Consider the following 14,507-nt stretch of genomic DNA (forward strand, 5'->3'; position numbering starts at 1 on the left):
GTTGTCGCATAGAGACGGCGTCAGCCGCGACCGGCATTACTGGTGAGGCGTCGCGGCTAAAGTCGCTTCTACAATTGAGCTTCAGCGCATCGTGTGCTCGTGTCATGCGCGCGCCAGATGCGGGTGAGCAAGCGCCCCGCCCGCACGATCCGCGGGCAGGAACGGCATTAGCGCCGACGTGGAATCCCGCTAGCAGGTGGAATCGCGCCTGGCCGTGCGGACCGCGGCGGGTTCTACCCGCCACGGCACTGTCACCTACTCGCCTGCGCAATCAGGCTCCGCCTCAGAACTTCACCGTCGCCCGCGCCCAGTAGTAGCGGCCGAGCAGATCGTAGGTGGCCACGTCGGTGTTGGCGTTGGTGACGTTGTTGGCGTAGTACAGCGGCGGCTGCCGATCGGCCAGGTTGTCCACGCCCACCTCGAAGCGGGTGTTCCACGGCTTGACCTGATAGCCCACCTGCACGCTGTGGTAGACGTAGGCGCCGATATCGCGGACCACGGCGGGCTGGTCGGCATCGGCCGACAGGCTCTGGCGGGTATCGGCGCTGCCGATCTCGGTGCGGCCGATGTAGCGCACGCGCCACGACGCGCTCCAGTCGCCCAGGTTCCAGTTCAGCGTGCCAAGCGCGCGCCAGCGCGGGAAGTTGCCGTAGGCGTAGGTGTACTTGCCGGCGTTGTGGATGGTGACGGTGCTGGCGTCGGTGGTGTCGGGATTGATGTCGTAGCGGATCACGTAGGTACCGTTGAGGCCGGCGCTGAAGTTGCCCCAGGCGGTGTCCGGCAGGCGGTAGGTGAGGCTGAAGTCCGCGCCGCTGGCCCACAGCTTGCCGAGGTTCACGGTGGGCTCGGCGATGTAGTTGACGGTGCCGTTGTCGTTGCGGTGGATCAGCGCGCAGAACGCGCTGGCGTCGTTGGCGTAGCACTGGTTGAGCACGGTCTGCGCCGAGACCTGGGTGATGGTGTCCTTGAGGTTGATCTTCCACAGGTCCGCGCTCATCGACAGGCCCTCGACCCAACCCGGGTCGTAGACCACGCCGAAGTCGTAGGACATGCCGGTCTCCGGCTTGAGCTGGTAGCCAGCCACCGCCGCGCCCGACGCCTTGGCGCCGACCTGGTTGTCGGCCTGCTGGTAGCTGCCGTCGGTGGGCACGTTGGCGCAGGCCGCGGCATGGCCGCCGGTATAGCCATTGCACGGGTCGGTGACCGACGGCGAGTCGCCGGCCACGCCGGCATACAGCTCGCCGATGTTGGGCGCACGGAACACCTGCGAGGCGGTCCCGCGCAGCAGCAGGTTCTCGATCGGGCGGTACTCCAGCGAGATCTTGCTGTTGGTCTTGCTGCCGACGGTGTCGTAGTCGGAGAAGCGGCTGCCCACGGTCAGGTTGAGCGAGTGCACGCCGGGCAGGCCGGCGAGCAGCGGGAACAACGCTTCCGCATAGGCTTCCTTGACGCTGAAGCTGCCGCCGAGCACCGAGGCGCAGAACTCGATCACGCCGCACATGCCGTTCTCGTCGCCGGTCCACAGCGGATCGGCGGCGGTGCTGGTGCTTTCCTTGCGATAGGAGACACCCACGGCCAGGCTCGCGGTGCCGGCCGGCAGTGCGAACAGCTCACCGTTGGCGTTGGCCTCGAACTGCTTGACCGTATAGACGTTGGTGACGATCGGATTGACCACCAGCGCTTCCAGCGCCGCCTTGTTGCTGGCGGCGTTGAGGTTGAACACGTCGATCGGGGTGCAGCCGGCGATCGGCGTGCCGGCGCTGCCGCACTTGACCGTGCCGTCGGCGGCGAGGAACGACGGCCCGACCGCGGCGTTGAAGCCGGCGTAGTCGAGGAAGCCGTAGTTGATCGACTTCTGCTTGACCTTGCCGTAGTTGAGGCTGGCGTCCCACTGCCAGGAACTGTCGCCGAAGCTGCCGCGCAGGCCGGGATTGATCTGGAAATTGTAGGTGTTGTACTCGTAGCGGCGGTTGCCCAGCACCGTGGCGCGGGTGTTGAAGTTGTTGTACGAGGTGCCGGTGCCGCGGTCGGTGCCGAAGTTGACCCCGAACGGGTTGTAGTAGCTGGCGGAGGAGACCAGGAAGTTGTCGCCGTTGGCGAAGATCGGGATCGGCGCGATGATCGAGGACGAGGTGGTCTTGCTGAAATAGGTGTTGACGTAACCTTCCAGGTGATCGTTGAAGCGATAGCTGCCGAGCACGAAGGCGTTGGTGCGTTCCTGCGGGGTCTGCAGCAGGTTGTACGGCTGGTAGTTGTAGGAATCGGTAGAAGCGACGTAGCAGTGGTACTGGCTGGCGTTGGTGGGGCTGCTGCTGCCGCCGTTGAAGGTGACCCGCGAACAGCCGTTGCTGGCCGCCAGCGCCTTGGCCGCGGCAGAGCCGTCGTTGAAGCTGATGCTGCCGGTCGGCGTGGCCGAGGAGCCCTGCTTCACCCCGACGCCGTCGATCAGCGACAGCGCGTCCTTGGAGTAGGCGCGCGCGCCCGCCGAGACCGGGTCGATGTCGTGGTAGGACAGGCCGGCGACGATGCTGCCGCGCTCGCCGGTCTTGCCGGCGGTGAGCGAGAAGTTGCGGCGGTTGCCGTCGCTGCGCGAGCTGGTGCCGAAGTCGGCGCTGGCCTCGATGCCGTCGAAGCCCTTGCGCAGGATGAAGTTGACCACGCCGCCGATCGCGTCCGAGCCGTACACCGCCGAGGCACCGTCGCTGAGCACTTCCACCCGCTCGATCATGGTCGCCGGGATCGCATTGACGTCGTTGCTGGCCAGGCGCGTGCCGTTGACCAGGACCAGGGTGCGCTTGTCGCCGAGGCCGCGCAGCGAGATCACCGAGGCGCCGGTGCCGCCGCCGTTGTTGGTATTGGGGTTGGTGGCGTTGCCGGCGATCGACGGCAGTTCCTGCACCAGATCGCCCAGCGTGGCCTTGCCGGTGGCTTCGATCTGCGCGCGACTGATGGTCACCACCGGATTGGCGGTCTCGGTGTCGACGCGGCGCAGGCGCGAGCCGGTGACCACGATGCTGTCCAGCGTCTGGGTGGTGCTGTCGGCGCTCGCCTCCTGCGCCTGTGCCGCCCCTGCGCTCCCCAGCGACAGGGCGGTGGCGACTGCCAGCGCCAGCGGCGTCGCGGCATGACGGAAGGAAGGGCGTGGCTGCGGAAACGACATGGGGCGGGCTCCTGGAAGGTGGCGAGACGAGACAGCGAAAAACGCAGGCCGAACGACGCCATGCCGGCGCCATGCCGACGGACGGACCTGCTGGACGGTGGCGCCTGCGCGGCGCCTGCGGCGGCGTGCCTGCACCGGACCACGACGGCCTGGCGCACAACGGGGAGGCCGATCTCCTGCGCGCACGGCCGGTGCGCGGCTCCCCGCTCCTGCGATGACGTCCGACGACGATGGCGGCGCTCCGGTGGCGCGCGCCGGCGCCACGGCCGGTACGACGATGCGATCAGATTTTCATCACGCGGTCACACTGTGCCGTGTGCGCACGCCCGCGTCTTGTCGCGATTCGCGGTTTCGCATGCGGAATCACGCATGGTCATGTGGGGCTCCGCGCCTGCACGTGGCAACGTGCCGCGGCATGGCGCAGTGTCGCGCGAACACGACCACGACAGGCACACACTGCAATCGACCGTGCGCGGCGATGGCAACGAGTCGCGCCATGCCGCGTCACGCCGGGATCAGCCAGCCGCCGAACAGCGGGCCGGCGGTGTCGCCGTGCTGCGGCTCGATGCGCACGACCAACGGCTGGGCATCCCGGGTGAGCGCCGGCGGCAGCGGGTAATCGCGGTCGACGAAATCGATCACCTGGCCGCGCTCCACCGCCACTTCCACGGCCAGCTTGCCGTTGATCAGGATGTTGAAACGGCCCTTGTCGCTGCCCCAGAAGCGCAGCCGCAGCGCCAGTGGCTGCGCGCTGCCGCGCATGCGGAACTCGACGAAGCCCTTGCCGCGCACGTCGCGGCACTGCTGGCGACGGTAGGCGCCACCGAAGGAGGTATCGCTGCGCAACTGGTGGGCCTGCTCGGAGGCCTCGTCGCCGAACTGGATCATGTCCACCGCGATCGCACGCAGCTTGTCCTGCTCGGCCTGGCGCCGCGCCCGCCGCTGCGCTTCCTGCGCCCACTGCGCAGGATCCATACGCTTGAAATACAGCGCGCTGCGGCGCTCGTACTGTGCGTAGAACGGGACGAAGGTCAGGCCCGTCGGTTGCGTGCTGCTGGCCAGGAAATGGCCGGGCTGCGGCAGCTCGACGAAGCCGCGCAGCGGATCGGCCGCGGCCACCAGCGCCGGGTCCGGCGCGTCGTACGGCGTACTCACCGGCCCCAGGTCGGCGGCCAGCGCCAGCGGACCGCGCATCACCACCACCGTGTCCGCATCGCCGGCGGCGTGTTCCAGCCGCAGCGGCGTGGCCAGGTCCAGGTCGATCACGTCGCCGGCGCGCCAGTCGCGCTCCAGCGCCAGATAGCCATCGGCCAATGCAGCACGCGCGGGCTTGCCGTTCACGCGCAGGGTATAGCGGCCCTCGCACCAGGCCGGCACCCGCAACAGCAGCCGCCGCGGCGCGCGTGCGCCGGCACGCAGCACCTGCAGGCGCACCTTGCCGTTGTCGGGCACGCCACTGTCCAGTTCCAGCGACAGGTCGCGCTCGCTCCAGTCCAGCCGCGAGGGGATATAGAGATTCACGTACAGCGAGGTGGCGTCCTGCCAGTAGATCGCATCGCCGAACTGCGCATGCGCTTCCATGCCGCTGCCGACGCAGCACCAGAACGAATCGAACTTGTCGGAGAAGCCGCGCTCGCCGCCGCTGATCATCGGCGTCATGTAGGTGAACATGCCGGTGGCCGGATGCTGCGCGGCCATGGTGTGGTTGTGCAGCGTGCGCTCGTAGTAGTCGAAGTAGCGTGCCTGCGGCGTCCACTGGTACAGGTGCCGGGTCAGCTTGAGCATGTTGTAGCTGTTGCAATGCTCGCAGGTCTGCTCGGTCAGGAAGGCGGCGATGGTGTCCGGCTCCTGGAAATACTCGCGGTCGGCATTGCCGCCGATCACATAGCTGTAGTGCGCGGTCACCGTCTCCCAGAAGAAGCGCGCCGCCGCGGCCGCATCGGCATCGCCGGCGACCTCGAACTGGCGCGCCTCGCCGATGAACTTGGGCACCTGGGTGTTGGCGTGGATGTGCGGCAGTGCGTCGCGCCCGGCCGCGGCCGGGTCGATCACCTTCTCGTGGCGCAGGCGCTTGCCGATGGCGATCCAGCGCGCATCGCCGGTGCGCGCGCCCAGTTCGATGTAGGACTCGTTGAGCCCGCCGAACTCGGTATCCAGCAAGGTCTGCATCTGCGCATGGTCGAGCGCGTCGAACACACCGGCGAGATAGCCGGCCAGCGGCAACAGCACCTGCAGCGCTTGTGCGTTGCCGGCCAGTTCTTGCGCGTCGAGCAAGCCGGCGAACAGTTTGTGCACCGTGTACAGCGGCGACCAGCTACCGTTGAGATTGAACTTGCTGCCCTTGATGACGCCGCGGCGCACTTCCTCGAACACCACTTTGCCGCTGTCGATGGCGCCGTTGTCGTTCTTGCGGGTGAGCCCGCCGACGTAGCCGTCCGCGTCCTTGGCCTGCGCGCGCGCCAGCTCGGCGACGATGTAGTCGATGCGCTCGCGCAGTGCGGGATCGCGGGTCTGCGCGTGCATCTTCGCCAGTGCGCTGAGGTAGTGGCCCAGCGTGTGGCCGGCGATGGTGTCGCCCTCCCAGCCGCCGTACACCGCGCCCTTCGGCGGCAGGCCGGCGTACTGCAGGAAGTTGTGCAGCAGGCGGTCCGGCTCCAGTTCCAGCAGGTAGCGGCGGTTGGTCTGCAACGAGTCCAGGAACAGCGACGGCTTCAGCGTGACCTGCTGCAAGGGCAGCGCCTGCACCCGTCCGGGCGTGGACGCGGCGGCGTCCAGCGGGAAGCGCAGCAGCCCGGCGGCCACCGCCAGTGCGCTCCATTGCAGGAAGCGGCGCCGCGAGGGATCCAGCGCGGCGCCGGCCGCGTCGGCAGCTGCGTGCGCGCAGGCGGCGCCATGCCGATGCATGCCCTGCCCGCTCATCGCCGGCCTCCCGCGTGCGAGGCGGCATGCGGGAAAGAAACGCATCGAGGCATGGACTGCTCCTGTGTGAGATGTCGGGACGCCGACGCCGCAGGGCAACGACCAGCGGATCCATGGTCACTGTGTCATCCGGGTGACAGCGCGTCTTGTCCACACTGATGCGTGCAGATGCGGATTTCTGCCGAATTACCGTGCCGACCCGGCGCTGGCGACCAGGCCCCTGCGGACAGCGTGGGCGAACGCGGCCGACACGCCAATGCGCTGCGGCCCATGCGCCACCTGCACGACGCGTCGCGTCATGCCGGGATCGCGACACCGCGGTGGTGTCGCAGCGAATGCACCGTGCATCCGCCACGACACCGCCTGGCAGTCATTGCCGGTCGATCATTGCGGCTTCACCGTGACCTCTGGCACCGCGTCGGTCAGGTCGGCGCCATAATCGGGGTTGGTCACCGTATCCGCATCGACGTAGCCGTAGAACACGCCCTTGCTGGCCGACGCGCCGCGTTGTTCGACGTCGCCACGCAACTGCCCGGAACCGGACAGCGTGAACCCGCCGAACGCCCCCGCCGGCTTGAACACCGTATGCAACTGGGCGCGATCCTTCACCGTCACGCCATCCTGCAGCAGGCTCAACCCGCCAACCAGGGCGCCGTCCTGCACCTGCCCGCCCAGGATCGTCGCATGATCCTCGATGCGCGCATCGCCCAGCACCTTGCCCCCCAGCACCCGCGCATGCGGGCCGACATAGGCGGTGGACGCGACATACGCGTTCTGGGCGACCCAGCCACCGCCGTTGGGGTGACGGCCGCCCACGCGCGTCGGCGTCGGCGCCCCGGGCTGCTGGCCCGACGGATACGCGTTCTCCAGCGTGACGCTCCACGGGTAGCGGTAGACCGAATAGTAGGACTGATCCCACTTGATCTTCTGCATCTTGCTCGGCGTCCCCATCACCACCAGATACAGGTCGCTGTCATCGCTGCGCACCTGGAACGACAGCGCGGCATCGGCGCCTCGCTGCAGCGCGCTGTAGCGCGGCTTGCCGTTGGCATCGATCGCGACCACGCCCCAGCGCCAATCCGAGTCCGGCGTGCCGATGCGATCGGGATCGTTGGCCAGGCCCGGCAACGTGTCGACCGCCGATTGCTGCTGCACATTGCCATGGAACTTCACCACGACCGCATTCGCACCCACGGTGGGAACCAGCCGGACCAGGTTGTAGCCCCACCGCTGCGGCGCCCAGTCGAACGGCACCTGGTAGCCGCCGGCCTGGCCCTGCACCGGATCCAGCTGGGTCAGGCGCAGTGCGCGATCACGATTGGTCTCATCGGCCAGGTTTTCCGGATCGAATGCGGTATTGCTGCCGTATTGCTGGCGCATCACGGCGCCATGGTCGCGGCCGTCCGGGTCGGTGTAGTCCCACTGCACGTTGTGCATGGCCCAGTCGCCGAGCACGTCGTTGAGCTGCGACTGGCTCCACCCCATGTTGTCGCGGATGATCGAGAACGGATCGGCATCGGCCTGGCGGGAATCGCCGGGCTTGGGCGCCTTGGCCCACAGATCGTTGATGATCGCGTAACCGAAGCGATCCTTGAGGTACTCCATGAACTGCCAGTTGCAGTAGCGATCCCGGGTCGAGCCAAGATAGAGATGCGGGTAGTTCACCAACATCTCCGAGCACTGCACGTCGTCGTGGAAATACTGATGCGCCATCCAGTTGGCATGCGATTCCCAGATCCAGCCGACGTACGGCGAGTCGCGCAAGCCGCCGGTGCTGCCCTGCAAGCCATGGGTCAATTCATGCGCCAGGCCCCAGTGATAGCCCAACTGGTCCGGATTGATCCACATGCCCATGCCGCCGCTGGCGGAGGTACCGCCGTTCAGGCCGAAGCTGTGGTCCAGGTAGACGCTGACCTTGTACTTCGTCGCCGTGTTGCAGTAAGGCTCGGGAAACCCGACGCGCCCCATGTAGTCGTCCCAGATCAGCTCCAGCTCCTTGGCTGCGGAGGTCACATCGTCCTGCGACAAGGCTTGTCCGTCCTTCCAGCGGAACGCGAAGTGTTGCGTTTCGTAGCGAACGGCCGGCATGTCGGTATCGCCGGGATTGGCGAGCCATTGGCCGGCACTGCAGACCGCCGCGGCCGCCGCATGCGCATGCTGCGCAGCCAGGGCCAGAACGGCCGACAGGCACATCGTGGAGACCAGACGCACGTATCGAGAAGCAGCAGGTTTCACGGCTCTACACTCCTCTTGTCCGACGACATTGGATGAATAGGACGATCGACGCGCGTTCCGCCGCACCAGCCTGCAGTGATTGAGGCATCCGCCGCCACCCCGACGGCATGCGGATCCAGGTTCGCCTCCGGCGAAACGCCAGGAACACGCCGCACGGCAGCCACTCGCATATCGGCAATGCGTCGCCAGACTAATCCACCAAAACGCCATGCACCCGACGTTTATCCTCATGGAATCGGGATAATTCCGCACAGAGTCCGAAAATCAAACCGACGTCACGGCAGGAACATGATGCGGCCGGCACCTGCCGCCGACATCAGCGGCGGGTGCTGCAACCGAAGCGCCTGCGAAGGTCGGCGAGGTCGGCTCGATCGGCATGCACGCCTCACTTCAAGGCATGTCGCAGCGCTGCACATCCGCCGCGGTCGCCTGCGGCAGGCGCTGCGCCTGCGACGCCAACATCTCCCACTCCTGCACCGCCAGTGCGGCGTAGCGCTCGCCGCCGCCGGATGCGTCCAGCACCGCGCGCACGCAGCGCGTGGTCACCGGCGCGAAGCGCAGCGTCTGCCAGCGGCCGGCGACGGGTGCGCGCGTACTCTCTGCCAGCGGCCACCAACGGCCGTCGCGACGGTACTCCAACCGCCAGCGCGCCGGCGGCGCCACGCCGCTGTCCGCGCCCGGCGGATGATCGGCCCAGAACAGGATGCGACTGCCCTGCAGCGTCACCGGTTGCGCCCAGCTGTACTGCAGCCATTGCTGCGGTGGGTTGTGCGGCGTCCAACTGCCCCATAGCTGCGGCGGCAACGGATTGCGCTTGACCCGGCCGTCGTTGAGCGCGGCGATCCAGTACTGGTGCGGGATGTCCGGGCCGTTGGACGCACTGGCCTGCGCATAACGAGCGAGGTTGCGCTGCGGCGGCAACGGCGGCTGCGGCCGCTGCGTGGGCACCACCGGCAGGATCCGCGCCGGCTGCCGGGTGTCGTCCCACTGCAATCGGTCGATCGCCACGCTGCGGCGGAAATGCCCGCCGCCCTTGGCGTCGGCGGTGTGGTAGACCAGGTACCACTGGCCCTTGAATTGCACGATGCCCGGATGCGAGGTGGTCGAGGACACCGGCGGCAGAATCACGCCGCGGTAGGTCCATGGCCCCAACGGCGAGGGCGCGCTGCCGTAGGCGATGCACGCGTGGTACAGCGTCGGCGTGCAGTCCGACTCCGGCCCGGCATGGTTGTCGGCGTAGGCCATGTAGTAGGTGCCATTGCGCTTGAACAGCCACGGCGCTTCGAAGTAGCCGTCCAGCGTGGTCACCGCCACCGCCTGCCCCTTCGGCGTGACCATGTCGCGTTCCAGTTCGATGCCGAACAGCTTGCCGAAGGTGCCCCAGTACAGATACACGCGGCCGTCGTCGTCGACCAGCACGGTCGGGTCGATGTTCTGGATGGCGTTGGGCGTCGGCAGCGATTGCGACAGGATCGGTCCCTGCGGATGCGCATCGCGCCACGGCCCCAGCGGGCTGTCGGCCACCGCCACCCCGATCGCGAACGGATCGGCATTGCGCGAGTGTGCTTCCTGCACCGGCGCATACAGGTAGTAGCGTTTATCCGGACCCTGCACGATCTGCGCCGCGTAGGCGTGGCCGGGCGCCGCCCAGGCGAATACCTGCTGCGGGCGCAGCAACGTCGGGTAATGGGTCCAGTCGCCGCGGCCGACATCGTCGGTGACCAGCAGTTGCCAGCGGTCGATCACGAAGTCGTTGACCTCGGGTGCCGCCTCGTCGCGGCCGGCGATGATGTAGAGCTTGCCGTCGGCAACCAGCGGCGCGGGGTCGGCCGAATAGGCACGTCCGTCGGCCAGGATCGGATTGCCCGACGCATGTACCTGCCGCGACCAGGGCACCGCCGGTGTCGCGGCGATGGTCGCGGCAATGCCGATGCAGGCAGCGCAGGCCACCAGCAGGCAGGCGACGACACGGCGCACGGGATGGCGGTTCATGGCGTCGTCTCCGCCTCGATCACCAGCTCCAGCCGCACCGGCAGCGTCCCGGCGCCATCGCGGCCCTGCGCCTGTCCGACCACGCTCAGGCGTGCGGGCTTGGCATAGGCGGCCGGCGCCAGCGGCGCCCAACGTACCGGCACGCGCTCGCGCGAGCCGTCGTTGTACTGCACGGAGACCAGTTCCGGCAGCGCCGGCGCCTGCCCCGCAGGCATGTGCAGCGGCGGCGGCGCCTGCACGGTGGTGAGCTGGCCCGGCGCGGTCGCGCGGACCCAGATGCTGGCCGTCACCGGCACGCCGCCGTCGGCCAGGCCCTGCACCTGCACGCGGCCCTCGCCGGCCAGCGCCGCCGCATCGACCTGCGACCAGCGCACGCCCAGCCAGGCCCAGCTGCCGTCGGCGAAGTAGCCGGCGATGCGTGCCGGCAGCGTCAGCGCCTGCCCGGGCGCGATGCGCACGTCCACCGCTTCGGTCGCCACCGCGCGCTCGGCGAACACCTGCCATTCGTCCAGCCCGACCGCGTAGTGGCCCTCGCCCTGCGTCGCGGTCTGCAGCACCGCGCGCAAGGCCGTGGTAACCACCGGCGCGAACGCCACCCGGCTCGGCGCGCCATCGCCGTGCACCGGATAACCGCCGCGCACGGCGATGTCGCGCCACTGCGTGCCGTCTCGGTATTGCAGCGTCCACGCGCGCGGCAACGCCACCCCGCCCTGCGGCTGGTCGTCCCAGAAATACAGCGCCGTGGCGCTCAGCCGTTGCGGTTGCGGCCACTCGTACTGCACCCACACCGAGGCCGGCTGCGCGCGTCCCCAACTGCCCCAGCGGCGGTCGGCGGCCGGCACCTGGTCCGGCGCCGGCAGCAGCCCATCGTTGAGCGCCTGCAGGCGGTGATGGCCGGCGGTGAACTGCGCGCTCGGTGTAGCCTCGCCCTGCACCTGCAGCGTCTGACCGGCCGGAGCCGCCGCCGCGATCACCTTGACCTCGGCGTGCCCTTGCAATGCGCCATCGTCGGCCTGCAACTGCAGGGTGTAGGCGCCGGGCACAGTGAAGCGCACCTGTGTGGTGGCCGCCTGCGGCTGCTCGAACAAGGCCGCGCCACCGGGCGGCGCCTGCAGCATGCGCCAGTGCAGGGAAAGCGTGCCGTTCGGCAGCGCGTCGTCGCCGACCCGCCCGGCCAGGCGCACCACGCCACCGGCACTGCTGCCGTCTTCCTGCCAGGCCTCGACCTGCGGCGCCTGGTTGCCGTGCACCGCCGGCACGGCGGCGCCGCTGGCATAGGCCTGGAGCTCCTTGATCCCGGTGCGCAGCGCGCCGGCATGCGTGACTTGCAGACGCCAGCGCTGCGCGCGCAGCGGCGGGAAACGGATGCGGTTGCGGTTGCCCTGCGCGATCGGTGCATCGCGCACCTGGCCCGGCACGGTCTTCCACACGCCGGCGTCGAAGTACTGCAGCACGTACAGCCATGGCGGCGCGTAGCCGGCGCGCGTGCCCGACGGGAAGCCGTGCTGTTCACCCGGAGGCGAGGAACTGCGATAGAAGTACACGCGCACGTCGTCCAGGGTCTGCGGGCGCTGCAGATCCAGCTCCAGCCAGTCGCTGGCGGCAGGCGAACCGACGGTCCCCCAGAACGGTTCGTTGGCGGTGCTGCCGTCGACCGCCGCCGTGGCCGGGAATCCGTCGGTCGCGTAGCTGGCGCTGACTGCCGCGCCCTGCGCCAGGTTGCGCGCGCCGGGCGGCAACGCGATGTCGAGCCCCGCGTCGGCGAGGACCGCACCGATTCGCGCCGTGCCGGGAAACCGCACCTGCTGCGGCGCCTGCAATGCCAGCCGATGCGCGGCCAGCACCTGCATCTGCGCGGCACCGGCATTGACTACATCCGGCAACACCTGCACGCGGCCGCTGGCGGGGTCGTACAGCACGTGCGCCAGGCGATCGACGGTGAAAGCCAAATGCCCGTCCAGGTACAGCGAATAGCCCTGCGGCGCGGCCCCGCCGTAGCGGCGGCCGTCGCGATCCCAGACGATGCTCAGGTCGCGGTCGCGGTAGCGCAGGCGGTCGGCGGCGAAATGGTCCCAGCCGATGTCGATGGGATACAGCTCGATCAGGGCGTCGCTGCGCGGGCGCAGGCCCATCGCATCCTCGATCACGGTGAAGTTGGTGGCGCCGAGCTGGGTGTGGTGGATCCACGAACGGTAGCCGATGCGGCCGCCATCGGCGGCACTGCCCTGCGCCCAGAATTCGTTCTGATCCGGGTAGCGGTTGTCGCCGTCGATGTAGTGCGCCCACGCGTTCCAGTACAGCAGCTTGCGGTAGCTGGACGCATCCAGGTATGGGCTGGGGTAGTCGCGCAACACGCTGCCGAGCAGGCGGAACGCCACGGTGGAATTGATCACCGAGAAATTGTTGCTGCCGCCGGCGCCCCGCGCCTGCGCGTCGGCCTGGTTGGCGGTGTAGAACGGGAACAGCGGGAACTGCCGCGCATCGGCGAACAGGCGCAGGGCGCGCACGTACTTGGGGTCGTCGTCGGCATCGCCGTGCCTGGGCATCAGGCCGACGCTGAAGGGGTAGTAGTTGTTGGTTTCCTTCCAGTCCACCGGCAGGCGCGGCCCATCGGCCTGGCGCTGCTTGAGCAGGTCGCCGTGCAGGCCCATACCGTCGGCCTGTGCACTGTGGTCCTGCCACAGCACGTCCAGCACGGCGCGGCGGATCTTCGCCGCCAGCGCCTGCATGCACACCGCGGTGGCGGCGTCGCCGGCCAGTTGCGCGGCCTGTGCGGCGGCCAGCGCGTTGGCGTACACGTACGCGCTCTCGCTGCGGTCCATGCGCGCTGCGCCATGGTGTTTGGCCCAGTCGAAGGACACCGCGTCGGCGTCGTTGCCGGTCATCGCCGCCCAGTCGTATTCGATCAGGCCGTTGCCGTTGCGGTCGTAGGCGCGCAACAACGTGTCCACGTCATCGCTGGCGTAGCGCGCCAGTTGCCCGGCGATCGCCGGCGGCCCGCCGTGCACCTGGTAGGCGCGCCAGGCGGCAGCGCTGAGGTACTGGGCGTAGGAGTTGGACCAGTTCTCCGGCGCGCCGGGATTGTCCACGTACTTGCCGCCGCCGGCGGTCTCGCCGGCGCCGAGCCAGGAGCCGTAGGCGTAGAGCGGATCGCGCAGGTACTTGAGGTCGTCGATGAACATGCCGGTGGTGAGCACGATGGCGTTGTCGTAGCCGAGCACGCCTTCGATCGCCACTGGAAACTGGTAGTCGTTGCCAGGCACCGCCGCGTCCAGGAAATTGAAGCGCAGCAGCCACCAGCGGTAGAACAGGGTCTTGTCGAGATTGTCCTCGGGCGTGTCCAGGTACGGCAGGTTGTCGGCCCACCAGCGGTTGTAGGCGACGACATGGTCGCGGTAGGCCTGCTGCGGCGACTGCGCGGCGATGCGCCGGTATTCCTGCAGCGAGGCAGGCAGCTCGCGCGCGATCAGCCCCAGTTGCACCTTCAGTGTCGGCGCGGTGCCGTGCGCCGGCACCGCCAGCGGCCGCGCGATGCTCGCACCATCGACCGCGAAGCCGTCGCCGGACAAGCGCGGAAACAGCGTGGTGATAGCGTTATGGGTGACGAAGGCGCCGGTCAACTCGGCACTGTCGGGATGCGTGGCCATCGGCGAGACCGCACGCACGGTCAGCGCATGCGCCGCGCCGTCGGTGCTGGACACGGTGACTTCGGCCACCGCCACGTTCTGTTCGCTGATGAACTTGACCAGTTGCAGGCGCACGCCGCCACCGGCATACGCGCTGCTGAAATAGCTCGGCGTCTGCCGCCGCTGCGCGCTGTCCTCGACCAGCGCGATCGGCACGCCGTCGCGCTCCAGTTGCAGACGGAACAGCGCGTCGTGGCCGGTCTTGTGCACGTAGGCCACGTCGCCGACGAAGCCAGGCTCCTCCGGCTTGTGCGTGTACAGGTAGGCGGCGCGGCCGCGGGTGAACAGCCAGTTGTTGCTGTCGCCGAAGCCGCCGCCGGTACCCTGCCGCGCGAGCAGGCGGTCGATCCAGAAATCGCGGCCGGGCGCGCGGCCGGCGCCCGCCGCCAGGTCGGCGGCGAACACGCGCTGCAACTGGCCCTGCCCCCGGCCCGGCGCGAACGCCACGCCGCTATCCGGCAAGGGATGCGCATCACCCTTGAAGTGCGGCATGCCGATCGCGGCATTGCTGGGCT

Annotated in this window: 5 protein-coding genes; all 5 read right to left on the minus strand. The window is 68.8% G+C overall.

Annotated features, from left to right (window positions below; translation table 11 throughout):
* Window positions 1-283: 283 nt before the first annotated feature.
* Window positions 284-3,160, minus strand: coding sequence for a TonB-dependent receptor (locus tag RAB70_RS16775; RefSeq protein ID WP_148829325.1), 2,877 nt, complete (start codon window positions 3,158-3,160; stop codon window positions 284-286).
* A 504-nt stretch (window positions 3,161-3,664) separates the two neighbouring features.
* The gene (locus tag RAB70_RS16780; protein WP_148829324.1) at window positions 3,665-6,079 is read right to left on the minus strand and encodes a glycoside hydrolase family 127 protein; all 2,415 of its coding nucleotides are present in this window, start codon (window positions 6,077-6,079) and stop codon (window positions 3,665-3,667) included.
* Window positions 6,080-6,463: 384 nt separating this feature from the next.
* Complete coding sequence (locus tag RAB70_RS16785) at window positions 6,464-8,272, minus strand: Svx/AvrXca family virulence/avirulence protein (RefSeq protein ID WP_148829337.1); 1,809 nt, start codon at window positions 8,270-8,272, stop codon at window positions 6,464-6,466.
* 432 nt (window positions 8,273-8,704) lie between these two features.
* Window positions 8,705-10,306 (minus strand): family 43 glycosylhydrolase, encoded by a 1,602-nt coding sequence (locus RAB70_RS16790; RefSeq protein ID WP_148829323.1) that lies wholly within the window; start codon window positions 10,304-10,306, stop codon window positions 8,705-8,707.
* Window positions 10,303-14,484, minus strand: a complete 4,182-nt coding sequence (locus tag RAB70_RS16795) for an Ig-like domain-containing protein (RefSeq protein WP_225851674.1) — start codon at window positions 14,482-14,484, stop codon at window positions 10,303-10,305. The genes RAB70_RS16790 and RAB70_RS16795 overlap by 4 nt, the downstream gene beginning before the upstream one ends.
* Between the last annotated feature and the right edge of the window lie 23 nt (window positions 14,485-14,507).

The sequence above is a fragment of the Xanthomonas sontii genome (assembly GCF_040529055.1).
Taxonomy (GTDB): domain Bacteria; phylum Pseudomonadota; class Gammaproteobacteria; order Xanthomonadales; family Xanthomonadaceae; genus Xanthomonas_A; species Xanthomonas_A sontii.

Coding starts and splice junctions, on each gene's coding strand:
- RAB70_RS16775 (WP_148829325.1), bottom strand. CDS start 3,160: ATGTCGTTTCCGCAGCCACGCCCTTCCTTCCGTCATGCCGCGACGCCG.
- RAB70_RS16780 (WP_148829324.1), bottom strand. CDS start 6,079: ATGAGCGGGCAGGGCATGCATCGGCATGGCGCCGCCTGCGCGCACGCA.
- RAB70_RS16785 (WP_148829337.1), bottom strand. CDS start 8,272: ATGTGCCTGTCGGCCGTTCTGGCCCTGGCTGCGCAGCATGCGCATGCG.
- RAB70_RS16790 (WP_148829323.1), bottom strand. CDS start 10,306: ATGAACCGCCATCCCGTGCGCCGTGTCGTCGCCTGCCTGCTGGTGGCC.
- RAB70_RS16795 (WP_225851674.1), bottom strand. CDS start 14,484: ATGCCGCACTTCAAGGGTGATGCGCATCCCTTGCCGGATAGCGGCGTG.